This window comes from Bacillus silvicola (genome assembly GCF_050524305.1).
Classification (GTDB): domain Bacteria; phylum Bacillota; class Bacilli; order Bacillales; family Bacillaceae_G; genus Bacillus_A; species Bacillus_A cereus_AT.
Window position 1 is genome coordinate 876,570 of record NZ_JBNGVC010000013.1, and the last position, 23,431, is coordinate 900,000.

Sequence of the window (23,431 nt, forward strand, 5' to 3'; positions counted from 1 at the left end):
CCTCTTACTTATTCAGCTCTTGTAAGAACCTCTCTTCATTCCAAACTTCAACATTGTGCTTCTCTGCTTGCGCTAATTTCGAACCAGCAGCTTCACCAGCAACAACTAAATCCGTACTTTTACTAACACTTCCTGTTACTTTTCCACCAAGTGCTTCAATCTTTTTCTTCGCTTCACTTCGCCCCATAACTTCTAGCTTACCTGTTAAGACAACCGTTTTTCCTGCAAAGTAAGATTCAACATTTTGTAAATCTGCACTTTTTATACCTTTGTATGTCATGTTCACGCCATACTCTTTAAACTGTTGTAATAGCTCTAATACGTCTTCATTATCAAAATATGTTACAACGGATTGAGCCATTTTTTCACCAATCTCATTAATTGTTTTTAGTTCTTCTTCCGTCGCTTTCACAAGCTCATCCATCGTTTCGAAATGCTCCGCAAATGTGCGTGCTGCTTTCGCTCCAACGTGGCGAATTCCAAGACCAAATAATAATCGCTCTAATGAGTTTTCCTTCGAATTATCAATTGCTTGTACTAAATTTGTTGCTGATTTTTCACCAAAACGCTCTAACTGTAATAATTGTTCTTTCGTCAATGCATATAAATCTGCAAACGTACGAATATAATCCGCATCAAAGAGTTGTGTAATTACACGTTCTCCAAGTCCGTCAATATTCATTGCATTTCTTGAAACGAAATGGATTAATCCTTCACGAATTTGAGCTGGACAAGTCGGATTTATACATCGAAGTGCTACTTCTTCTTCTAAACGAACAAGTTCACTCTCACACGCTGGACAATGCGTTGGCATATGATATTCTTCTTCCTCACCATTACGCTTATCAAAAATAACGTTCACAACTTCAGGAATGATATCTCCAGCTTTTTTCACAACAACGTAGTCACCGATTCGAATATCTTTTTCACGAATTAAATCTTCGTTATGTAAAGAAGCACGACGAACGATAGTTCCAGCTACTCGCACTGGCTCTAGCTCTGCAGTTGGTGTTACAACTCCTGTGCGGCCGACACTTAATTCAATCCCTGTTAATCTCGTAACAACTTCTTCAGCCGGGAATTTATAAGCAATCGCCCATCTTGGACTCTTCGCTGTAGTTCCTAAGCTTTCTTGAAGAGCAACATCGTCTACTTTTATAACGATTCCATCAATCTCATAATCAAGATGCGGGCGTTTTTCTTGCCATTCTTCTACATAGGCTATTACATCTTCGATTGTTTCACATGTACGACGATTTGGATTCGTCTTAAATCCAAGCTCACCTAAGAAATCCAGTGATTCACTATGGGATGGAATTGTTTTTTCTTCTACATTAGCAAGACCATACACAAACATAGATAAATTACGCTTCGCTGCAATTTTCGGATCAAGCTGACGTATCGATCCCGCTGCCGCATTACGTGGATTCGCAAATACATCTTCACCATTTTGTTCTTTCTCTTCATTCAACTTAACGAATGAACGCTTCGGCATATAAGCCTCGCCTCGTGCTTCTAACGTTACTTCTTCATTTAAACGTAGCGGGATAGCTTTAATCGTTTTTAGGTTTTGGGTAATATCTTCACCCGTTATACCATCACCACGTGTTGCTCCTTGAATAAAGCGTCCTTTTTCATAATGAAGTGAAACAGCAAGTCCGTCAATTTTTAATTCGCATATATATCTTACATTCGCATCATCAATTCCTTGATGTACTCTTCGATCAAAATCACGCAAATCTCCTTCATTAAACGCGTTTCCTAAACTTAACATTGGTGATTTATGCGTTACCTTTTCAAATATATCAAGTACAGCTCCCCCAACCCGAATAGAGGGGGAGTCTTCCGTTACAAATTCAGGGTTCTCTGTTTCTAATTTCATAAGCTCCTGCATATTACGGTCATATTCCGCATCAGAAACAGAAGGATTGTCTAATACGTGATATTGATAGTTAAATGTGTTTAACAAATCACGCAGTTCTTCTATACGTTCTTTTGCTATCTCTTTTGACATATCCTCATTCCTTTCCTATTGTTTCGTCACAGGTGCGAATTTTGCTAATAAACGTTTAACACCAATTGGGCTTGGGAACGCAATATCTAATTCTTTCGCATCACCTTCACCTTTTACACTTACAACTGTACCGACTCCCCATTTTTGGTGGGAAGCTTTATCGCCTACTGCCCAGCCGATTTGTTCGCCGCCCGTTGTCTTAGCTGCAGGACGTACGAAAGCTGAACGAGAACGTGTTGTTGTTGTACTTGTTGTTGTACTTTTCGTTCTTCCTTTTGCCCCAAACGAAGTTTCACGCTTCGGCGCTGTTTCATTTAATGATTCCACTAGTTCTGCCGGAATTTCTGTAATAAATCGAGATGATGCGTTCATACTTGTTCTACCAAATAAAGTACGCATTTGTGCATTGGATAAATATAATTCTTCTTCTGCACGAGTAATACCTACATAAGCAAGACGACGTTCTTCTTGCATTTCATCTTCTTCCATCAGAGAACGAGTATGTGGGAATATCCCTTCCTCTAAACCAACAATAAAGACAACTGGAAATTCTAATCCTTTCGCCGAGTGCATCGTCATTAAAATAACTTCCTCACCAGCAGTTGGATCTTCATCTACACGATCAATATCAGCAACAAGCGCTAAGTCTGTTAAGAATGCAACAAGGCTCTTATCTTCGCTTTGAGATTCAAATGTTTGCGTAACAGATAAAAACTCATCTAAGTTCTCTAAACGACCTTCTGCTTCTAAAGTACGCTCATTTTTCAGCATGTCGCGATAGCCTGTCTTTTCAATAACTTCTTCAACCAATTCTGTAACAGATAAATACTCTTGCATATTTACCCAGTTGTGTAATAAACCTGCGAATTCTTTTACTGCCTTTGTAATTTTCGCGCTTACTCCAACATGTTCAATCTCATCGAATACAGCAGTTAATGAAATTCCATTTTGTACACCGTAATTAATAATTTTATCGATAGAAGTCGCACCAATTCCGCGCTTCGGCATGTTAATAATACGTGCGAAACTAATCTCATCATCTGGATTCCCAATTAAACGTAAGTACGCCAAAATGTCTTTAATCTCTTTACGATCGTAGAACTTAGTACCGCCGACAATTTTGTAAGGAATATTAGATTTCAGGAAAATTTCCTCGACCATACGAGACTGGGCATTTGTACGATATAACACTGCAAAATCAGTATATTTTCGTTTCCCCATTTGAATATCGTCACGAATTTTTTTCGCAACAAAATACGCCTCGTCTTTTTCTGTTGCAGCACGATAATACGAGATTTTGCTTCCAACTTGATTGTCTGTCCATAATTTCTTCGGTTTACGGTTTGAATTTTTTTCAATAACAGCATTCGCTGCATTTAAAATATTTTGTGACGAACGATAGTTTTGTTCTAATAGAATAACTTGCGCATTCTCATAGTCTTTTTCGAATGACAAAATGTTAGAAATGTCCGCACCACGCCAGCGGTAAATAGACTGATCTGAGTCACCTACAACGCATAAATTTTTAAAACGTGCTGCTAAATGTTTAACAAGAAGGTACTGCGCTTTGTTCGTATCTTGATACTCATCCACGTGAATGTATTGGAACTTACGCTGATAAAACTCTAGTACTTCTGGAACACGTTCAAATAGCTGAATCGTTGTCATAATTAAATCGTCAAAGTCTAATGAATTATTTTTCAAAAGACGTTTTTGATATTCTGTATATACATCGCTCGTTAATTTTTCATATGGATCAGCGATTGTAATTTTTTTCGCATATTTATCTGCAGATAACAATTCATTTTTGGCATTACTAATACCAGCTAAAATAGAGCGCGGCTCAAATTTCTTCGGATCAATATTGCGCTCTTTCATAATTTTTTTGACTACAGTTAACTGATCGCCTGAATCTAAGATTGTAAAGTTACGATTAATACCAATGCGATCGATATCACGTCGTAAAATACGTACACACATAGAGTGGAACGTAGAAATCCAAATATCTTCTGCTTCTGGTCCGACAAGTGTATCGATACGCTCGCGCATTTCACGAGCTGCTTTATTTGTAAAGGTAATAGCTAGTACATTCCATGGTGCTACACCTTTTTCACCAAGTAAATACGCAATACGATGTGTTAACACACGTGTTTTACCACTACCGGCACCTGCCATTAATAGAAGTGGTCCATTCGTTGTTTGTACTGCTTTTTGTTGTTGCGGATTTAAACCATTTAATAACCTATCTGTCGTACTCATATACGCCTGCACCTACTCTCCTTTTACTGCTTTAACTGTTTTTAACGCGGATTTTATATCATCATAAATAATATTTCCAACAACTACTGTATCAGCATACTGCGCCATTTCTTTCGCTTGTTCTGCATTAGAAATACCGCCGCCATAATACAACTTCGCTTGTTTTAATTCTGCTTTTACATTTTTAACAAGTTCAATGTCGCCATACGTACCGCTATATTCTAAATAAAATATCGGTAAACGTAATAGCTTGTCTGCTAAACGCGCGTATGCAATCACATCATCTTCTGTTACATCACATTTCGCATCTGTAAGCTGGGCTACTTTCGCTTCAGGATTTAAAACGCAATACCCTTCCATGAAAATTTCGTCCCAGTCCATAATATCCCCAAATTCTTTCAAAGCTTCATGATGAACACCTGTTACCCATTCCACCTTTCGGCTATTTAAAACGCTTGGGATATAATAAAAATCAAATCCTGGTGTAATTGCTTCCACATCAGAAACCTCTAACACACAAGGTACTGCATATCTACGAATGCTAACTAGCATGTGTAGTACATTATCAATTGTTATGCCATCACTTCCGCCTACAATAACAGCATCTGTTCCAGACTCACAAATCATTTCTAAATGTTCGTCACTTAACTCCTTATTTGGATCAAGCTTAAATACATGTTTCCATTTGGAAATATCGTACATGAAAACACCCTTTCTTTTTTCTAATCATATCTATATCCCTGCTCAAAAAAGCAGTTAGTTTTTATTAAGATTTTTGAAATTCTTCTACTATATCTGTTCACAAAGGCGAGCCAAGTTTCGCGCTCCCTTTTATGCATTCTTTCATTATAACAAAAAAAGCTACTTACACACACGCCCATTCCAACATCTTTTTCAACGTTAAATGTTGGATTACATATCAAAAAACTTATATGGAATACTAACAAATGAAATAGTATTTCTATTTCGAAGTTCATCAAAAAGGAGTGTTTTTCTAATGAAGCAAAACATCGGTACAATTAGTGCTCTAATTCGAATCACACTCGGACTTATCCTCTTCGGTTGTAGTACAGCTAAACTCGTACGTAAACCTCGGTGCACTTGGTCTAAAGTTTTGCTATGGATTGGTGCCATGAAAATTGCAGAGGGCATCGTTCGTTTCTGCCCTATCGTTGAAGCATGTAAGTTTGGAAAATATATGAATATGGGCGCATTTAAAATGCCTAGCATGAATTTTACTGAAAAAGGACATGCTAAAGAAGAAGTGAATCAAACTTCCAGTCATGACAAACCAAAGTCAAATGGAAGTTATGACACTTCTGACAAAGAGATTGAGTCAGCGATTGAAGAATTAATCCTGGCAAAGCCGCTTTGAATCATTTGTCACGATGCAAGATGCTCTCAAAGAGACTTAGCTGCTGCAGTGGGCGGTTAAGTCTTCTTTATTTTACCACAAAACAGAACGTACATTCTTATTCTCCCCCCTAAAACATACATAAAAAACATCAATCACTAAAATTCAGAAAATTAGGTGTAAACCCCTTGCGTAAAATGATATAAAAGTGATATCATTTTTATATCAGGAGGCGATCATATGAAAGAAAAACAAGTTTTTTATGTAAATGGTTTTCTCGGTATTATCGGGATTTTGATTTTAGCTGCTATCGGTGTATTTTGCCTTGTCCAAGAAATTTTTATAGTAGCAGCATTAACAATTATTTTAGCAGCGGTTCTCGCTACAGGTATTGGTATTGTTCAACCAAACCAAGCGAAAGTCATTACGTTTTTCGGTAATTATTTAGGAACAATTCGTCAAAACGGTTTATTTTTAACAATTCCATTCGCATTCCGTCAAACTGTATCGTTACGTGTTGAAAACTTTAACAGTAAGAAATTAAAAGTAAACGATGTTGAGGGAAATCCAATTGAAATTGCAGCCGTTATCGTATATAAAGTTGTTGATTCTGCAAAAGCAATGTTTGGTGTTGAGCATTACGATCGATTCGTAGAAATTCAAAGCGAAACGGCAATCCGCCACGTTGCAACAAAATATCCTTATGATAATTTTCAAGATGAAACTTGCATTACGTTACGCGGAAATACTGAAGAAATCTCTGAAGAATTAAAACGTGAGTTAGAAGCCCGCCTTGAAATCGCTGGCGTAGAAGTATTAGAAACTCGTTTAACACATTTAGCTTACGCAACAGAAATTGCCCATGCAATGCTACAACGTCAACAAGCAAAAGCAGTATTAGCTGCTAGAAAAGAGATTGTTGAAGGTGCTGTGAAGATGGCGAAAGATTCAATCCATATGTTAGATGAAGAAGGCGTGCTGGAACTCGATGACGAGCGTAAAGCAAATATGGTAAACAACTTATTAGTTGCCATCGTTTCAGATAAAGGTGCGCAGCCAGTTATTAATACAGGAAGCCTATATTAAAAGGTTGTAAATAATTATGGCTAAAAAGAAAAGCTTTCCATTACGTATTGATCCTGAATTACACGCAGTCATCGAAAAATGGGCGAATGATGAGTTTCGTAGCGTCAATGCACACATCGAGTATTTGCTTCGAGAAATGGCAAAGCAAAAAGGGAAATTGAAAAAAGATAAAGATGAATAAAAAATCCCGCTGAGAAATCAGCGGGATTTTCATATTAGCTTCTCGTCATCTCATGCCCAATTGCGCGATATCCTATATCACTTCGATAAAATAAACCATCACTCTCAATTTTACCGATTTCTTTATATACTTTGTCTTTCGCTTCTTGTAAACTATTCGCCTTACAAGCAACAAATAGCACACGGCCACCGTTTGTTACAAAGTCTCCATGTTTCATCGCTGTACCCGCATGGAAAACAATCACATCTTGCAGCGCATCTAGTCCGCTAATAATATCACCTTTTTTATATGCTTCTGGGTATCCTTTAGAAGCCAGTACGATACCGATTACCGCTTCTTCTGACCATTGTAATTTTAATTCACTTTCATCTAATACAGCGTTACATACATCAACTAAATCGTTTTCTAAGCGAGGTAATACAACTTCTGTTTCAGGATCACCAAAGCGTGCATTAAATTCAATTACCTTTGGACCATCATTTGTTAAAATAAGACCTGCGTATAAAATACCTGTAAACGAACGGTTTTCTGCAATCATCGCCTTGGCAGTTGGGTGTAATACTGTTTGAATCGCTTCTTGAACTGCTGATTCTGGAATTTGTGGTACTGGAGAATATGCACCCATTCCGCCTGTATTTGGACCTTTATCCCCATCAAAAGCGCGTTTATGATCTTGAGCAATTACCATCGGATGTACGGTTGTTCCATTCACGAATGCCATTAATGAAAATTCTTGTCCATCTAGAAACTCTTCAATAACGACCTTCTTGCTTGCTTCACCGAATTTCACATCTTGCAGCATTTCTTTCACAGCTTGTAATGCGTCTTCAAGCGTCATTGCTACTGTTACACCTTTACCAGCAGCTAAACCATCTGCCTTAATTACAATCGGTGCACCAACTTTTTGAATATACTTTACCGCTTCTTCATAGTCTGTAAAAGTTTCATATGCCGCAGTTGGAATATCATACTTTTTCATCAATTCCTTCGTAAAAGCTTTACTACCTTCAATAACAGCAGCTGCTTTATTAGGACCAAATACACGAAGTCCCTCTTCCTTAAAACGATCCACGATTCCGTTCATAAGCGGAATTTCAGGTCCAACGAAAGTTAATTCAACATTATTCTCTTTGGCAAATAAGACTAATGCATCAAAATCATTTTCATCAATATCAATTGGTGTTGCGACATCTCGCATACCTTCATTACCTGGTGCTACATATACTTTTTCTACCTTTTCAGATTGTGCAAATTTCCAAGCTAAAGCGTGCTCACGCCCACCGCGACCAATTACTAAAACATTCATATTTCATCCCCCAATAATTAAATAAGTACAAACTAGAAGCTATGCTCCTAGTTTGCTTTTTCTATCACTGTAAGTTTAAAAAGGAGGATCAAGAGAACCGAGCAAGTCGAGGCGCATTTGCCAGGAGGACACGGAGTGTAGTTTTCCTACATGAGTACCGCACTGGCAATACAACGACGACATGTGACAGTTATCTTGACCGGACTTTTTAAACACCCTTATCAATATAAGTTTAAAAAGGAGGATCAAGAGAACCGAGCAGGTCGAGGCGCATTCGACAGGAGGACACGGAGTGTAGTTTTCCTACATGAGTACCGCACTGGCAATGCAACGACGACATGCGACAGTTATCTTGACCGGACTTTTTAAACATCCTCTATTAGTGTTTGAAATGACGTACGCCAGTGAACACCATCGCAATCCCATACTCATCTGCCATCTTAATAGAATCTTCATCACGAATTGATCCACCCGGTTGGATAATTGCTGTAATACCTGCTTTCGCTGCTTCTTCTACTGTATCTGGCATTGGGAAGAAAGCATCAGATGCAAGTGCGCTACCTTGTGCTTTTTCGCCAGCTTGTGTAATTGCGATTTTTGCAGAACCTACACGGTTCATCTGTCCAGCACCGACACCAATTGTCATATCATCTTTCGCCAAAACAATTGCATTTGATTTCACATGCTTTACAACTTTCCAAGCTAGTTTTAAGTCTTTCCACTCTTGCTCTGACGGTTCACGTTTCGTTGGAATTGAAATTGTATTCTCATCTAATGATAACGTATCTTCCTCTTGAACAAGAAGTCCACCTTGTACAGAAGTTAATTTTTTACTTGCACTTGTCGCTTTTTCAATATTTACAGTTAGTAAACGTAAGTTCTTCTTACTTTGCAACACTTCTAAAGCTTCTTGCGAGAACGAAGGTGCGATAACAATTTCTAAGAAAATTTCATGTAACTTTTCAGCTGTAGCTTTATCAATTTCACGATTAACTGCAATAATACCGCCAAAAATTGATACTGGATCTGCCTCATAAGCACGTGTGTATGCTTCATGAATATCAGTTCCTACTCCAACACCACATGGATTCATATGTTTTACCGCCACTACTGCTGGTTCTGTAAATTCTTTTACGATGCTAAGCGCTGCGTCTGCATCGTTAATATTGTTATAAGATAATTCTTTACCGTGTAATTGTTCTGCATATGCAACTGAAGAAGTTGCAGCAAATGGTGCTTTATAGAAAGTAGCCTTTTGATGTGGGTTCTCTCCATAACGTAAGTCTTGCTTTTTCTCAAACGTCACAGTTAACGTTTCTGGACTTTCTTCACCCATTTGTTCTGTTAAGTAGTTAGAAATTAACGCATCATATGCTGCTGTATGACGGAATACTTTCGCTGCTAATTTACGTTTCGTCTCTTCTTTTACTTCGCCGTTCTCTTTCAGTTCTGCTAATACAACATCATAATCTACTGGATCTACAATTACCGAGACAAATTTATGATTTTTCGCAGCAGAGCGAATCATTGTTGGGCCACCGATATCAATATTTTCAATTGCATCAGCAAATGTTACATCAGGCTTAGCGATTGTTTCTTTAAATGGGTATAAGTTAACAACAACAAAGTCAATTGGTTGAATGCCTAATTCATTCATTTGCGCTACATGTGTTTCATTATCACGAACGGCTAATAGACCACCATGAATATTTGGATGTAATGTTTTTACACGGCCATCCATAATTTCTGGGAAACCAGTTACTTCAGAAATACCGATTACTTGTAAACCGTTTTCTTCTAGTAATTTTTTCGTACCACCTGTTGAGATAACTTCGATCCCTTGTTCAAGTAAGCCTTTAACAAATTCTACTACTCCTGTTTTATCTGAAACACTTACTAATGCACGCTTTTTCATTTATCCTTCACCCCTGGTTGTATGTTAGTTAACAGTTGGTTCTTTCACAGACTGAACAATTTGATTCACTGTATTTACGTATAATTTATGTTCAACTTGTTGAATTTTCTTTTGTAAACTTTCTCTCGTATCCCCTTCAGAAACAACTACTGCTTCTTGCGCAATAATCGGACCTGTATCCATACCTGCATCTACATAATGAATCGTTACTCCAGTTACTTTCACACCTGCTTCTAACGCTTGACCGACAGCATCTTTACCTGGAAAACTCGGTAGTAGTGATGGATGAATATTAATAATCTTCCCGCCGTACGCTTCTAGTAAAGTCGGCCCGATTAAACGCATATAGCCAGCTAAAATAACATAATCAATTTCATATTCTTCTAGCTTCTTTAATATCTCTTTTTCAAATGCTTCTTTTGACTCATATGCTTTCGCTGAAAAGGCGAAACACGGAATATGGTGATAATGTGCCCGTCCAATAGCGCGTGCCTCTGGTTTATCACATACTAATAAACTAATATCTGCATCCAATCTTTTTTCTTCTACCGCATTAATGAGAGATTGAAAGTTAGAGCCGCTTCCAGAAGCAAAAACTGCTAATCTACTCATAGTTCTGTGCTCCCGTTAAAAGTAACGTCAGCACCTTGTACAGTGCGTCCAATAATACGAGCTGTTTCGCCTTGCTCTTCAAGAAGACGAACAATATCTTTTGCATCTTCTTCCTTCACCGCTACTACCATACCAATACCCATGTTAAAAATATTGAACATTTCTTTCTCTTCCAGTTTTCCAACTTCTTGAAGTAAACTGAAGATCGGCTGAATTTCCCAAGCTCCTAGCTCAATTTCAGCACCAATTCCTTCTGGCAACATACGTGGAATATTTTCAATGAATCCGCCACCTGTAATATGCGCCATACCGTATACTTCATGTTTCTTCAATAGTTCTAAAATAGGTTTGACATAAATTTTCGTTGGTTTTAATAATTCTTCACCAAGAGGTAGCTCTAAGCGTCCGTAAATACGATCTAAAGATAGCTCTCCATCTTCTAGTAACACTTTTCGTACTAAAGAGTAACCATTACTATGAATACCGCTAGATGCTAATCCAATTAATACGTGACCAGCTTCAATTTTCTCACCTGTTACAATTTTCTTTTTATCAACAATCCCAACTGTAAAACCAGCTAAATCATACTCTTCCGTAGAATACATTCCTGGCATTTCAGCTGTTTCTCCACCAATTAATGCACAACCAGCTTGGCGACAGCCCTCTGATATACCTTTGACGATGTTTTCAATTTTACTAGGTTCAGCTTTACCACAAGCAATATAATCAAGGAAGAAAAGCGGCTCTGCTCCTTGGACAACAATATCATTTACACACATTGCTACTGCATCAATACCGATTGTGTCATGTTTATCTGCCATAAAAGCGAGCATTAATTTTGTTCCCACGCCATCTGTTCCAGATACTAATACAGGTTCTTCTAATGCAAATTTTGATAGATCAAACATACCTCCAAAACCGCCTAAACCGCCTAGTACTTCTTTTCTCATTGTTGTTTGTACGTGTTTTTTCATGCGAGATACCGCTTCATATCCAGCTTCAATATCTACTCCTGCTTGCTTATATGCATTCGCCATCGTTATTTACACCTCGTCTTTTAATTTCTCCCCATCCAGGGCGGCCGTTTTAAGAAAGAAGCTAGCTTCTACATCAAAAGAGGTAGAAGCTTTTTTCTTCTTATTTCATACTTTCTAAAAGCTCTTGCTCATAATCATAAAGTGCTGTTGGATAGTCTCCATTGAAGTAAGCCATACATAGGCCGCCATATTTCCCTTCATATGGACGTCCAATTGCATCTACTAATCCATCTTCGCTTAAAAATGTTAAAGAATCTGCTCCGATTATTTCACGTATTTCTTCTACTGTATTATTTGCTGCAATTAATTCTTTTCTCGTTTGAATATCAATACCATAGAAGCATGGATATTTCAGAGGTGGTGAAGCGATTCTTACATGAACCTCTGTCGCTCCAGCCTCGCGAAGCATACGAACAATTCGTTTACTTGTCGTTCCTCTTACGATAGAATCGTCAATCATAACAACTCGTTTCCCTTCAACTACACCTCTTACTGCGGAAAGCTTCATCTTTACCCCTTGCTCGCGCAGTTCTTGAGAAGGTTGAATAAATGTACGTCCAACGTAACGATTTTTAATTAATCCTAACTCATACGGAATGCCTGTCGCCTCCGCATAGCCAATCGCAGCTGAAATACTAGAATCTGGTACACCAGTAACAACATCAGCTTCAATAGGAGCTTCTGCCGCTAAACGTTTCCCCATATTTTTACGTGCTGCATGAACGTTAATACCTGCAATATTAGAATCCGGACGTGCAAAGTAAATGTATTCCATACTACAAATTGCATGATCTACTTCATTTGTAAAACGATCTACATGAATTCCTTCATCATTGATGATAAGTAATTCACCAGGTTCTACATCGCGAATATATGTAGCACCCACTACATCGAAAGCACATGTTTCTGATGCTACAACGTAAGCATCCCCCATCTTTCCAATTGAAAGAGGACGGAATCCATTCGGATCCAACGCAACGATCATTTCATTTCCAGTTAGTAAAAGATATGCAAACGCACCTTTCACTTTATTTAAAGCCTCTTTTACACTTTCAATTAAAGAATCTTTTGTACTACGTTTAATGAGATGTAAAAGTACTTCTGTATCTGAACTTGTTTGAAAAATACTTCCTTCTGCCTCTAATTCACGACGAAGCATCTTTGCATTAATTAAATTTCCGTTATGAGCTAATGCCATACTATGATCAGAAAAACGGAATAATAATGGTTGAACGTTAGCAACTTCACTTCCACCTGCTGTCGCATATCGTACGTGTCCGATTGCTGATTTCCCGTTTAATCCTTCTAGCTCACCTCTTGAAAACACTTCTGATATTAAACCTAACCCCTTGTGACCGATGATTTTTTCCCCATTATTTACAACAATGCCTGCGCCCTCTTGCCCACGGTGCTGCAAACTGTGCAATCCGTAGTACGAAACTTGTGCTGCATTTTCATGCCCCCAAATTCCGAAAACGCCACATTCTTCATTTAACCCCTTTATTTCAGCAAGCATGGGATTGCCCCTTTCCAAGCCTTTCTCATTTCGTCTACATTTGCTGTAAGTAATACTTCATTTTCTTCATTATTAATTGTTACTTCATTTGTATTTGTCACTTCTCCAACTTGAATTGCTTCAACGACTTTCTCGAATGCTTCTTTATTTTCACGTTTTACAGTTAGAACGAAGCGAGATTGTGATTCCGCAAATAATACTGCCGTTGCTTCTCCGTCTAATTTCACATTAGCACCTAAACCGTTAGCACCAATTGCACTTTCAGAAATTGCAACTGCTAAACCACCTTCAGCAACATCATGTGCAGATTGAACAAGGCCAGCTTGAATTGCTTCTAATACTTGTTTTTGACGTTTTAATTCTACATCTAGATCGATACTTGGTGATTGGCCGAAAATTTTGCCGTGGACCATTTTCTGTAATTCACTTCCACCAAACTCAGCTTTCGTCTCTCCGATTACGTAAACTAAATCGCCAGCTTGCTTAAATTCTTGTGTTGTTACGTGTTTTAGATCATGTACAAGACCAACCATACCAACAGTCGGTGTTGGATATACCGCTTCACCACTACGCTCGTTATACATCGATACGTTTCCGCCGATAACTGGCGTTTGTAATGTGCGACAAGCTTCACTCATACCGTCTACTGATTTCTCAATTTGCCAGAAGATCTCTGGTTTTTCTGGGTTACCAAAGTTTAAGCAATCTGTAATTGCAAGTGGTTCTCCGCCAGAACATACGATATTACGAGCTGCCTCTGCTACCGCAATTTTCCCGCCCATTTCTGGATCTAAGTAAATATAGCGTGAGTTGCAATCTGTCGTCATTGCTAATCCTTTTTCTGTACCGCGCACACGTACAACCGCTGCATCTGAACCTGGTGTAACAACTGTGCTTGTGCGTACTTGATAATCATATTGATCATATACCCACTCTTTACTTGCAATTGTCGGTTGTTGTAGTAAAGCGAATAACGTTTCTTTATAATCTTCTACTTTTGGTGTTTCCATTTTCATCTGCTGGAACTCAGCAAAGTATGCTGCTTCTTTTGATGGTTTATGATAAATTGGTGCTTCTTCTGCAAGAGCATCTGCTGGTACTTCAGCTACCTTTTCACCTTTATGGAATAAACGAAGCATTTTGTCTTCCGTTACTTTCCCCATCGTAACTGCTGCAAGACCATACTTCTCAAATAAATCTACTATTTCTTGCTCTCTACCTTTTTTTATAACAATTAACATACGCTCTTGTGATTCAGATAGCATCATTTCATATGGTGTCATTCCTGTTTCACGCTGTGGTACATCATCTAAGTACATTTCAATACCCATTCCTGCTTTACTTGCCATTTCTGCAGAAGATGATGTTAAACCAGCTGCGCCCATATCTTGAATTCCAACAAGTGCATCAGACTGAATAAGTTCTAAACACGCTTCAATAAGAAGTTTCTCCATAAATGGATCTCCTACTTGAACTGCCGGACGTTTCGCTTCTGAACTTTCAGATAGCTCTTCAGATGCGAATGTTGCACCGTGAATACCATCACGACCAGTTGATGCTCCTACGTACATTACTGTATTACCAGCACCGTGCGCTTGCCCTTTTTTAATATCTTCATGGTTAATTAAACCTACGCACATTGCATTTACAAGTGGATTTCCTTCATAACATGGATCAAATTGTACTTCGCCGCCAACAGTAGGAATACCGATGCAGTTACCGTATCCTGCAATTCCTGCTACTACTTCTTCGAATAAATATTTCACACGTGGTGATTGTAATTCACCGAAGCGAAGTGAGTTTAATAGAGCTACCGGACGTGCTCCCATAGAGAATACATCACGAATAATACCGCCAACGCCTGTTGCTGCTCCTTGATATGGTTCAATTGCAGAAGGGTGGTTATGGCTTTCCATTTTAAATACAACCGCTTGATTATCACCGATGTCTACAATTCCAGCACCTTCTCCAGGTCCTTGCAGAACGCGCTCACCCGTCGTTGGGAATTTACGAAGTACTGGCTTCGAATTTTTATAACTACAATGTTCAGACCACATAACAGAGAATAATCCTGTTTCTGTATAATTTGGCAGACGGCCTAAAATCTTTTCAACCATGGCAAACTCTTCGTCTGTTAGCCCCATTTCCGCATATATGCGTTCTTCTTTAATTTGTGTTGGATTTGGTTCAAGCATTAACGACATATGTTTCCCTCCACTGTTTTAAGATAGATTGAAAGACTTTTAACCCTTCAGCACCGCCAAGTAATTCATCTACAGCACGCTCTGGGTGTGGCATCATACCAAGTACATTCCCTTTTTCATTTACAATACCAGCAATATCTGAAACGCTTCCATTCGGATTTTCTACATAACGGAATGCGATTTGATTATTCTCTTCTAATTGTTTAAGAGTTGCTTCATCACAATAGTAATTCCCCTCACCATGTGCAATTGGAATATTGATTACTTCATCTTTTTCATATTGTGATGTAAACATAGTTTCATTATTTTCAACACGTAACTGAACCGTACGGCACATAAACTTTAAGTTTTCGTTTCTCATTAATGCTCCTGGTAGTAATCCCGATTCAACAAGAATCTGGAATCCATTACATACACCTAAAATCGGCTTTCCTTGCTCAGCAGCTTTTTGCACTGCTTTCATTGCATTAGCAAAGCGAGAAATAGCACCACAGCGTAAGTAGTCACCGTAAGAGAAGCCACCTGGTAGTAAAATTGCATCATATTCATCTAAATTCTCTCTATCGTGCCAAACGTAATCTACCTCTTCACCAAGCTCATCTTTAATTGCATGGAACATATCGACATCACAGTTCGAACCCGGAAATACTATTACTGCAAATTTCACTGTGCGACAACCTCCTCAACTTCATAACGGAAGTCTTCCATTACAACGTTTGTTAATAGTTTTTCACACATTTCTTTTACCTTTGCATCAAGGTCAGATACTGATTTATCAATTGTTAGTTCCATGTACTTTCCGATTCGAACGTCTTGTACTTCTGTAAATGAAAGACTATGAAGTGCCCCTTTTACTGCTGTTCCTTGTGGATCTAATACACTTTCTCTTAACGTTACATATACCTTAACTTTATACATGTGAAATTCCCCCTAAACGTTTTAAAATTTCTTCATATGCTTCTGTTAAATTCCCAAGATCACGACGGAATACGTCTTTATCAAACTTTTCATTGCTCGCTTCATCCCATAAACGGCAAGTATCTGGTGAAATTTCATCCGCTAAAATAATTTCTCCCTCATCTGTTACACCAAACTCTAATTTGAAATCTACTAATCTTACACGACAGCTTGCGAAATGCTCAATCAATACTTGATTGATTTGTAGAGCCATATCTCGTAATACGCTTACTTGCTCTGGTGATGCAACGTTTAATACACGAATATGATCTTCCGTTACAAGCGGATCTCCTAAATCATCATCTTTGAAGTAAAATTCTACGATTGGTTCTGCAAGTACAGTTCCTTCTTCCATTCCTAATCGTTTTGAAAGGCTTCCTGCAATTACATTTCTTGTGACAACTTCTAGAGGAATAATACTCACTTTTTTAACAAGTTGCTCTGTTTCAGATAACTTCTCAACGAAATGTGTTTTAATTCCTACTTCTTGTAACTTTCTGAACAATAAAGTTGTAATCTCATTGTTCAAACGACCTTTTCCTGTAATCGTCTCTTTTTTCTCCCCATTGAAAGCAGTCGCACTATCTTTATACTCTACCCAAACCATATCTGCTGATTCTGTACGATAAATTCTTTTTGCCTTACCTTCATACAGCAATTCTAGCTTTTGCATTTCGCAAGCCCCCTGTAGTTTGAAAAATGTGAATAATATTTTTATAAAGAATGGCACAGAATGACTCTATTCTGTGCCATATGAAATTTTACGCTTCGTTTAATCCAAGGCGTTCAAAGATTGTATCAACATGTTGCATATGATGCTCATAGTTGAAGCACTCATTAATTTCTTCTTGCGTTAACTTGCTCGTAATGCGCTCATCACCTTCTACAAGCTCTTTAAATTGTACTTGTGTTTCCCAAGCTTCCATCGCTTTAGGTTGTACGATATCATAAGCTTCTTCACGTACCATACCTTTGTCGATTAATGTAAGCATTACGCGCTGAGAATAAATTAAGCCGTATGTTCTTGTCATATTGCGTTTCATATTCTCTGGGTATACAGTTAAGTTTTTAACGATATTACCAAAGCGATTTAACATGTAATTTAACGCGATTGTAGCATCTGGTAAAATTACGCGTTCTGCTGAAGAATGAGAAATATCGCGCTCATGCCATAATGGAACATTCTCGTAAGCTGTCATCATATAACCGCGGATAACACGAGCTAAACCGGTCATATTTTCAGATCCAATTGGATTACGTTTATGTGGCATTGCAGAAGAGCCTTTTTGACCTTTTGCGAAAGCCTCTTCAACTTCACGTGTTTCACTCTTTTGTAAACCACGAATCTCAACTGCCATCTTTTCAATAGATGTTGCGATTAGTGCAAGTGTTGACATGTAATGAGCATGGCGATCACGTTGCAATGTTTGTGTAGAAATTGGTGCTGCTTCTAATCCTAAGTTTTCACAAACAAATTTTTCTACGAATGGATCAATATTCGCGTATGTACCAACCGCACCAGATAATTTACCAACGCGAACTGTATCAGCAGCTTGTTTGAAACGCTCTACGTTACGTTTCATTTCTTCATACCAAAGACCAAGCTTTAAACCAAATGTTGTTGGTTCTGCATGAACACCATGTGTTCTCCCCATCATGATTGTGTATTTGTGCTCTTTCGCTTTGTTAGCTAAAATGCTAACGAAGTTTTCTAAGTCTTTTAATAAGATTTCATTCGCTTGTTTTAAGATGTAAGATAATGCTGTATCTACTACGTCTGTAGATGTTAAACCGTAATGAACCCATTTACGTTCCTCACCTAATGCTGGTGTTTCTGATACAGCACGAGTGAATGCAACTACATCATGACGTGTTTCTTTTTCGATTTCATAAATACGATCGATATCAAATGATGCATGTTCACGAATTTTTTTCACATCTTCTTTTGGAATGTCGCCAAGCTCAGCCCATGCTTCACAAGCTAAAATCTCAACTTCTAACCATGCCTTAAATTTGTTTTCTTCCGTCCAAATTGCACCCATTTCAGGGCGTGTATAACGATTAATCATCTTTTTCCCTCCAACAGTTGTTCTTGATGGTCCCAAATATGCAAACTCTTCGCTTTTTCTAGAGCGACTTCAATATTATCATTTAAAATATTAACATGCCCCATTTTTCGCTGCGCTTTTGCTTCTTCTTTTCCATACAAGTGTAAATAGCACCCGGTTAGTCTATTCACTTGTCCTAGGACCCCTTCTATATGTTCGCCTAAAATGTTTACCATGACAACTGGTTTTAACAAATTTGTTTCTCCAAGAGGTAAATTACAGATTGCTCGAATATGTTGACCAAATTGGCTCGTTTCACATGCATCCTGTGTATAATGCCCTGAATTGTGAGGTCTTGGTGCTAATTCATTAATGTAAATCTCACCATCAGCTGTAGCAAACATCTCTACCGCTAGTGTTCCCACAAGTTTTAATTCATCCGCAAGTACCTTTGCATAAGCAATTGCTTTTTGAGAAAGCTCTTCTGTAATGCGAGCTGGAACGATAGATTCATGCAAGATGTTATTCACATGAATATTTTCTGCTACAGGAAATACTTTCGTTTCACCACTTACACTACGAATTACAATAACTGATATTTCTTTTTCAAAAGGTACCCATTTTTCTAGAATGCATTCTGCTTTATTAGTAAGCTCTTTTGCTCTTACAACATCAGCTTCGCTCTTTAAAACAACTTGCCCTTTACCATCGTATCCACCTGTCGTTGTTTTTAAGACAGAAGGAAAAGATAACTCTGTAATTGCTTCTGCAAGTTGATTTTCATTTTGAACCAATCTATACGATGCTACCGGTAAACCAGCTTTTTCAATTGCATTCTTTTCAGTAAAGCGATTTTGTGTTTTATTTAATAATTGACTACCTTGTGGTAAATACGCATGTTTTTCAAGCCATTGTAAACATCTATAATCAATATTCTCAAATTCATATGTGACAACGTCGCTTATCTCTGCTAAGTGCTGAATTGCTTTTAGATCGTCATAAGATGCAACAATCTCATTATCAGCAACTTGTGCACATGGTGAATGCTTTGTAGGGTCTAAAACAGCGATTTTATAACCCATTTCCTTAGCTGCCAACGCCATCATTCTTCCAAGCTGGCCGCCTCCAATAATGCCGATTGTTTTTCCAGGTAAAATGATTCTCGTCATACTAGCTCACTACCTTCACGCACAGTTTTCTCAATAGCTTCTCGTCTCAACTCTAATGCATCATGTATATCATCATGAAATGATCCAAGTATTTGTGCAGCAAGTAATCCAGCATTCGTTGAACCAGCCTTACCAATTGCAACAGTTGCAACTGGAACACCTCCTGGCATTTGGACAATGGATAATAATGAATCTAGGCCGTTTAACGCCTTTGATTGAACTGGAACACCGATTACAGGAAGATTTGTCTTCGCTGCAACCATTCCTGGTAAATGCGCTGCTCCACCGGCTCCAGCAATAATAACTTTTAATCCACGTTCACGAGCTGTCTCTGCATATTCAAACATATAATCCGGAGTCCTATGAGCGGATACAACTTTTTTCTCATACGGTATATTTAATTCATCTAAAATGTCACAAGCATATTTCATTGTTTCCCAGTCTGACGTGCTTCCCATTATGACTCCAACTAGTGATTTCATATTAGAATCCCCCCGATTCAAATAAAAAAAGCCTGAAATAGAACAGTTTCTCTTTTACTATGAGAGAAAGCGCTCTACTCAGGCATACGTATCCCTTGTGAATAGAAAAATACCGAGTGACTTTCCCTCATAGTCTAACGAATAACGGTCGTTAGGTAGAGACTTGCAGGCCATATCCCCGCGATTATATGAGGTCTTATATATTATTGTTTCTATGGCTATATTAACAATATTTCATAAACAATGTCAACAAATAATCGAATGTTTTTTTATTAGTAATCAATAACGTTCGTGTTTTAGTTATATTCAAAAGAAGAATTGCAACTATATGCAAGAAGAAAGGGGAATTAGAATATATATTTCTAGAGATCTATTTTACGTATAATTTACTTCAGTATGTTTCAACCAAAGTATATACACTCTTGTATTCTATACATCAATAGAACTTATATTATAATCATTTAATTTCTAAGGAGAAATAACCGTGAAAAAAATAACTGTGCTATTATCCTATTTATGTTTCTCTATCGCGATAATTGCTGTAGTTATTGAATACTTATTTATATCATCCCATTTTTTCTACTCTCATTATTTTAAATATATACTTATGATAGAACTAATGCTTCCTATCTTAGGTATTATTTTAGGAGCATTCGGAAAATCAGGAGCACAAAAAATCATTGCCATTATTTTAAACAGCCTCTATTTCATTCTTTTCTCTTCTTTAGCTTCATTCAATTTATGGATTTTAACATTTGGTAAATAAAAATAAACATAAAAAAACCTAAGTCGAAACGACTTAGGTTTTTGCTTGGCGACGTCCTACTCTCACAGGGACAAGGTCCCAACTACCATCGGCGCTAGAGAGCTTAACTTCCGTGTTCGGTATGGGAACGGGTGTGACCTCTCTGCCATCATCACCAAACTATGAAGGCATATTCCTTCAAAACTAGATAACATTTGCTACATATTATATGGTTAAGTCCTCGATCTATTAGTATTCGTCAGCTCCACATGTCACCATGCTTCCACCTCGAACCTATCAACCTGATCATCTTTCAGGGATCTTACTAGCTTACGCTATGGGAAATCTCATCTTGAGGGGGGCTTCATGCTTAGATGCTTTCAGCACTTATCCCTTCCGCACATAGCTACCCAGCTATGCCCTTGGCAGAACAACTGGTACACCAGCGGTGCGTCCATCCCGGTCCTCTCGTACTAAGGACAGCTCCTCTCAAATTTCCTACGCCCACGACGGATAGGGACCGAACTGTCTCACGACGTTCTGAACCCAGCTCGCGTACCGCTTTAATGGGCGAACAGCCCAACCCTTGGGACCGACTACAGCCCCAGGATGCGATGAGCCGACATCGAGGTGCCAAACCTCCCCGTCGATGTGGACTCTTGGGGGAGATAAGCCTGTTATCCCCGGGGTAGCTTTTATCCGTTGAGCGATGGCCCTTCCATGCGGAACCACCGGATCACTAAGCCCGACTTTCGTCCCTGCTCGACTTGTAGGTCTCGCAGTCAAGCTCCCTTATGCCTTTGCACTCTACGAATGATTTCCAACCATTCTGAGGGAACCTTTGGGCGCCTCCGTTACACTTTAGGAGGCGACCGCCCCAGTCAAACTGCCCACCTGACACTGTCTCCCGGGTCGATAAGACCCGTAGGTTAGAATTTCAATACAGTCAGGGCGGTATCCCACCAGCGCCTCCACCGAAGCTAGCGCTCCGGTTTCAATGGCTCCCGCCTATCCTGTACAAACTGTACCAAAATTCAATATCAGGCTACAGTAAAGCTCCACGGGGTCTTTCCGTCCTGTCGCGGGTAACCTGCATCTTCACAGGTACTATAATTTCACCGAGTCTCTGGTTGAGACAGTGCCCAAATCGTTACACCTTTCGTGCGGGTCGGAACTTACCCGACAAGGAATTTCGCTACCTTAGGACCGTTATAGTTACGGCCGCCGTTTACTGGGGCTTCAGTTCAGAGCTTCGCTTACGCTAACCCCTCTCCTTAACCTTCCAGCACCGGGCAGGTGTCAGCCCCTATACTTCGCCTTACGGCTTCGCAGAGACCTGTGTTTTTGCTAAACAGTCGCTTGGGCCTATTCACTGCGGCTTTCCGTTAAGAAAGCACCCCTTCTCCCGAAGTTACGGGGTCATTTTGCCGAGTTCCTTAACCAGAGTTCTCTCGCACACCTTAGGATTCTCTCCTCGCCTACCTGTGTCGGTTTGCGGTACAGGCACCTTTTATCTCGCTAGAAGCTTTTCTTGGCAGCGGGGAATCAAAGACTTCGCTCCATAAGGAGCTTCCCCATCACAGCTCAGCCTTCACGATAAGCGGATTTGCCTACTTATCAGCCTAACTGCTTGGACGTGCACAACCAATCGCACGCTTCTTCTATCCTTCTGCGTCCCTCCATTGCTCAAACGATAAAGAGGTGGTACAGGAATATCAACCTGTTGTCCATCGCCTACGCCTGTCGGCCTCGGCTTAGGTCCTGACTAACCCTGAGCGGACGAGCCTTCCTCAGGAAACCTTAGGCATTCGGTGGACGGGATTCTCACCCGTCTTTCGCTACTCATACCGGCATTCTCACTTCTAAGCGCTCCACCAGTCCTTCCGGTCTGACTTCACTGCACTTAGAACGCTCCCCTACCACTGATACCATTGGTATCAATTCGCAGCTTCGGTGGTGTATTTAGCCCCGGTACATTTTCGGCGCAGAGTCACTCGACTAGTGAGCTATTACGCACTCTTTAAATGGTGGCTGCTTCTAAGCCAACATCCTAGTTGTCTAAGCAACTCCACATCCTTTTCCACTTAATACACACTTTGGGACCTTAGCTGGCGATCTGGGCTGTTTCCCTCTTGACTACGGATCTTATCACTCGCAGTCTGACTCCTAAGGATAAGTCATTGGCATTCGGAGTTTGACTGAATTCGGTAATCCGATGAGGACCCCTAGTTCAATCAGTGCTCTACCTCCAAGACTCTTACACTTAAGGCTAGCCCTAAAGCTATTTCGGGGAGAACCAGCTATCTCCAGGTTCGATTGGAATTTCTCCGCTACCCACACCTCATCCCCGCACTTTTCAACGTGCGTGGGTTCGGGCCTCCATTCAGTGTTACCTGAACTTCACCCTGGACATGGGTAGATCACCTGGTTTCGGGTCTACGACCACGTACTAAACGCCCTATTCAGACTCGCTTTCGCTGCGGCTCCGTCTCTTCAACTTAACCTTGCACGGGATCGTAACTCGCCGGTTCATTCTACAAAAGGCA

19 protein-coding genes, 2 rRNA genes and 1 riboswitch (1 of these 22 running past the window's edge) are annotated in these 23,431 nt (G+C 39.3%); of the genes, 4 read left to right on the top strand and 17 right to left on the bottom strand.

Translation table 11 applies throughout. From position 1 onward, the window contains the following. Window positions 1-4: 4 nt before the first annotated feature. From ligA to pcrB, 3 genes are read right to left on the bottom strand one after another with little or no spacing between them, the layout of a single operon-like run. Window positions 5-2,014 carry an NAD-dependent DNA ligase LigA gene (ligA, locus tag ACP6L7_RS26630; protein WP_097829003.1) on the bottom strand — a complete coding sequence of 670 codons (2,010 nt, stop codon included), beginning with the start codon at window positions 2,012-2,014 and terminating at the stop codon, window positions 5-7. A 15-nt stretch (window positions 2,015-2,029) separates the two neighbouring features. After that, window positions 2,030-4,273 (bottom strand): DNA helicase PcrA, encoded by a 2,244-nt coding sequence (gene pcrA, locus ACP6L7_RS26635; RefSeq protein ID WP_128856113.1) that lies wholly within the window; start codon window positions 4,271-4,273, stop codon window positions 2,030-2,032. Window positions 4,274-4,285: 12 nt separating this feature from the next. After that, a complete protein-coding gene (gene pcrB / locus ACP6L7_RS26640; protein WP_097829005.1) occupies window positions 4,286-4,975 on the bottom strand; it encodes a heptaprenylglyceryl phosphate synthase in 690 nt (229 codons plus the stop codon). Between the two features lie 295 nt (window positions 4,976-5,270). Here pcrB and ACP6L7_RS26645 point away from each other — a divergent pair, with 295 nt between their 5' ends. The 3 genes from ACP6L7_RS26645 (at window position 5,271) to ACP6L7_RS26655 (ending at window position 6,894) form a co-directional block, all read left to right on the top strand. Beyond that, window positions 5,271-5,648: a YgaP family membrane protein gene (locus ACP6L7_RS26645; protein ID WP_097829007.1), complete on the top strand. Its 378-nt coding sequence runs from the start codon at window positions 5,271-5,273 to the stop codon at window positions 5,646-5,648. Between the two features lie 219 nt (window positions 5,649-5,867). Then, on the top strand, window positions 5,868-6,713 hold the full coding sequence (locus tag ACP6L7_RS26650; RefSeq protein WP_025150171.1) for an SPFH domain-containing protein: 846 nt from the start codon (window positions 5,868-5,870) through the stop codon (window positions 6,711-6,713). Between the two features lie 16 nt (window positions 6,714-6,729). Beyond that, window positions 6,730-6,894: a type II toxin-antitoxin system antitoxin gene (locus tag ACP6L7_RS26655; protein ID WP_001085172.1), complete on the top strand. Its 165-nt coding sequence runs from the start codon at window positions 6,730-6,732 to the stop codon at window positions 6,892-6,894. Between the two features lie 34 nt (window positions 6,895-6,928). Here ACP6L7_RS26655 and purD read toward each other — a convergent pair whose 3' ends face one another. The 12 genes from purD to purE form a co-directional block, all read right to left on the bottom strand. Next, a complete protein-coding gene (purD, locus tag ACP6L7_RS26660) occupies window positions 6,929-8,200 on the bottom strand; it encodes a phosphoribosylamine--glycine ligase (RefSeq protein ID WP_097829008.1) in 1,272 nt (423 codons plus the stop codon). 379 nt (window positions 8,201-8,579) lie between these two features. After that, entirely contained in the window at window positions 8,580-10,115 is a 1,536-nt protein-coding gene (gene purH, locus ACP6L7_RS26665) for a bifunctional phosphoribosylaminoimidazolecarboxamide formyltransferase/IMP cyclohydrolase (RefSeq protein WP_097829009.1), read from the bottom strand. 24 nt (window positions 10,116-10,139) lie between these two features. Further along, window positions 10,140-10,727 carry a phosphoribosylglycinamide formyltransferase gene (gene purN / locus ACP6L7_RS26670; RefSeq protein ID WP_097829010.1) on the bottom strand — a complete coding sequence of 196 codons (588 nt, stop codon included), beginning with the start codon at window positions 10,725-10,727 and terminating at the stop codon, window positions 10,140-10,142. After that, complete coding sequence (purM, locus tag ACP6L7_RS26675) at window positions 10,724-11,764, bottom strand: phosphoribosylformylglycinamidine cyclo-ligase (RefSeq protein WP_097829011.1); 1,041 nt, start codon at window positions 11,762-11,764, stop codon at window positions 10,724-10,726. The genes purN and purM overlap by 4 nt, the downstream gene beginning before the upstream one ends. A gap of 100 nt (window positions 11,765-11,864) precedes the next feature. Then, window positions 11,865-13,280: an amidophosphoribosyltransferase gene (gene purF / locus ACP6L7_RS26680; protein ID WP_000879018.1), complete on the bottom strand. Its 1,416-nt coding sequence runs from the start codon at window positions 13,278-13,280 to the stop codon at window positions 11,865-11,867. Further along, window positions 13,265-15,484, bottom strand: coding sequence for a phosphoribosylformylglycinamidine synthase II (gene purL / locus ACP6L7_RS26685; protein WP_097829012.1), 2,220 nt, complete (start codon window positions 15,482-15,484; stop codon window positions 13,265-13,267). The genes purF and purL overlap by 16 nt, the downstream gene beginning before the upstream one ends. Next, window positions 15,468-16,151 (bottom strand): phosphoribosylformylglycinamidine synthase subunit PurQ, encoded by a 684-nt coding sequence (gene purQ / locus ACP6L7_RS26690; RefSeq protein ID WP_000666771.1) that lies wholly within the window; start codon window positions 16,149-16,151, stop codon window positions 15,468-15,470. Before purQ ends, purL begins: the two co-directional genes overlap by 17 nt. Further along, entirely contained in the window at window positions 16,148-16,402 is a 255-nt protein-coding gene (gene purS / locus ACP6L7_RS26695; protein WP_000278821.1) for a phosphoribosylformylglycinamidine synthase subunit PurS, read from the bottom strand. The genes purQ and purS overlap by 4 nt, the downstream gene beginning before the upstream one ends. Further along, entirely contained in the window at window positions 16,395-17,114 is a 720-nt protein-coding gene (gene purC, locus ACP6L7_RS26700) for a phosphoribosylaminoimidazolesuccinocarboxamide synthase (protein ID WP_071747188.1), read from the bottom strand. The genes purS and purC overlap by 8 nt, the downstream gene beginning before the upstream one ends. Window positions 17,115-17,202: 88 nt before the next feature. Next, window positions 17,203-18,510, bottom strand: coding sequence for an adenylosuccinate lyase (gene purB, locus ACP6L7_RS26705; RefSeq protein WP_097829013.1), 1,308 nt, complete (start codon window positions 18,508-18,510; stop codon window positions 17,203-17,205). Next, entirely contained in the window at window positions 18,507-19,658 is a 1,152-nt protein-coding gene (purK, locus tag ACP6L7_RS26710; protein WP_097829014.1) for a 5-(carboxyamino)imidazole ribonucleotide synthase, read from the bottom strand. Before purK ends, purB begins: the two co-directional genes overlap by 4 nt. Next, window positions 19,655-20,140, bottom strand: a complete 486-nt coding sequence (gene purE, locus ACP6L7_RS26715; protein ID WP_002010008.1) for a 5-(carboxyamino)imidazole ribonucleotide mutase — start codon at window positions 20,138-20,140, stop codon at window positions 19,655-19,657. The genes purK and purE overlap by 4 nt, the downstream gene beginning before the upstream one ends. 110 nt (window positions 20,141-20,250) lie before the next feature. Then, window positions 20,251-20,352: riboswitch (purine riboswitch) on the bottom strand. A 272-nt stretch (window positions 20,353-20,624) separates the two neighbouring features. On the opposite strand from purE, the gene ACP6L7_RS26720 reads away from it, so the two are divergent. After that, complete coding sequence (locus ACP6L7_RS26720) at window positions 20,625-20,906, top strand: hypothetical protein (RefSeq protein WP_097829015.1); 282 nt, start codon at window positions 20,625-20,627, stop codon at window positions 20,904-20,906. Window positions 20,907-20,949: 43 nt separating this feature from the next. Here ACP6L7_RS26720 and rrf read toward each other — a convergent pair. Next, a 5S ribosomal RNA gene (gene rrf, locus ACP6L7_RS26725) occupies window positions 20,950-21,065 on the bottom strand. Between the two features lie 49 nt (window positions 21,066-21,114). Continuing rightward, window positions 21,115-23,431, bottom strand: a 23S ribosomal RNA gene (locus ACP6L7_RS26730) (it continues 605 nt past the right edge of the window).

Bases quoted from the DNA above. Each gene is read 5' to 3' on its own strand.
- ligA (WP_097829003.1), bottom strand. From the start codon at position 2,014: ATGTCAAAAGAGATAGCAAAAGAACGTATAGAAGAACTGCGTGATTTG.
- pcrA (WP_128856113.1), bottom strand. From the start codon at position 4,273: ATGAGTACGACAGATAGGTTATTAAATGGTTTAAATCCGCAACAACAA.
- pcrB (WP_097829005.1), bottom strand. From the start codon at position 4,975: ATGTACGATATTTCCAAATGGAAACATGTATTTAAGCTTGATCCAAAT.
- ACP6L7_RS26645 (WP_097829007.1), top strand. From the start codon at position 5,271: ATGAAGCAAAACATCGGTACAATTAGTGCTCTAATTCGAATCACACTC.
- ACP6L7_RS26650 (WP_025150171.1), top strand. From the start codon at position 5,868: ATGAAAGAAAAACAAGTTTTTTATGTAAATGGTTTTCTCGGTATTATC.
- ACP6L7_RS26655 (WP_001085172.1), top strand. From the start codon at position 6,730: ATGGCTAAAAAGAAAAGCTTTCCATTACGTATTGATCCTGAATTACAC.
- purD (WP_097829008.1), bottom strand. From the start codon at position 8,200: ATGAATGTTTTAGTAATTGGTCGCGGTGGGCGTGAGCACGCTTTAGCT.
- purH (WP_097829009.1), bottom strand. From the start codon at position 10,115: ATGAAAAAGCGTGCATTAGTAAGTGTTTCAGATAAAACAGGAGTAGTA.
- purN (WP_097829010.1), bottom strand. From the start codon at position 10,727: ATGAGTAGATTAGCAGTTTTTGCTTCTGGAAGCGGCTCTAACTTTCAA.
- purM (WP_097829011.1), bottom strand. From the start codon at position 11,764: ATGGCGAATGCATATAAGCAAGCAGGAGTAGATATTGAAGCTGGATAT.
- purF (WP_000879018.1), bottom strand. From the start codon at position 13,280: ATGCTTGCTGAAATAAAGGGGTTAAATGAAGAATGTGGCGTTTTCGGA.
- purL (WP_097829012.1), bottom strand. From the start codon at position 15,484: ATGTCGTTAATGCTTGAACCAAATCCAACACAAATTAAAGAAGAACGC.
- purS (WP_000278821.1), bottom strand. From the start codon at position 16,402: ATGTATAAAGTTAAGGTATATGTAACGTTAAGAGAAAGTGTATTAGAT.
- purC (WP_071747188.1), bottom strand. From the start codon at position 17,114: ATGCAAAAGCTAGAATTGCTGTATGAAGGTAAGGCAAAAAGAATTTAT.
- purB (WP_097829013.1), bottom strand. From the start codon at position 18,510: ATGATTAATCGTTATACACGCCCTGAAATGGGTGCAATTTGGACGGAA.
- purK (WP_097829014.1), bottom strand. From the start codon at position 19,658: ATGACGAGAATCATTTTACCTGGAAAAACAATCGGCATTATTGGAGGC.
- purE (WP_002010008.1), bottom strand. From the start codon at position 20,140: ATGAAATCACTAGTTGGAGTCATAATGGGAAGCACGTCAGACTGGGAA.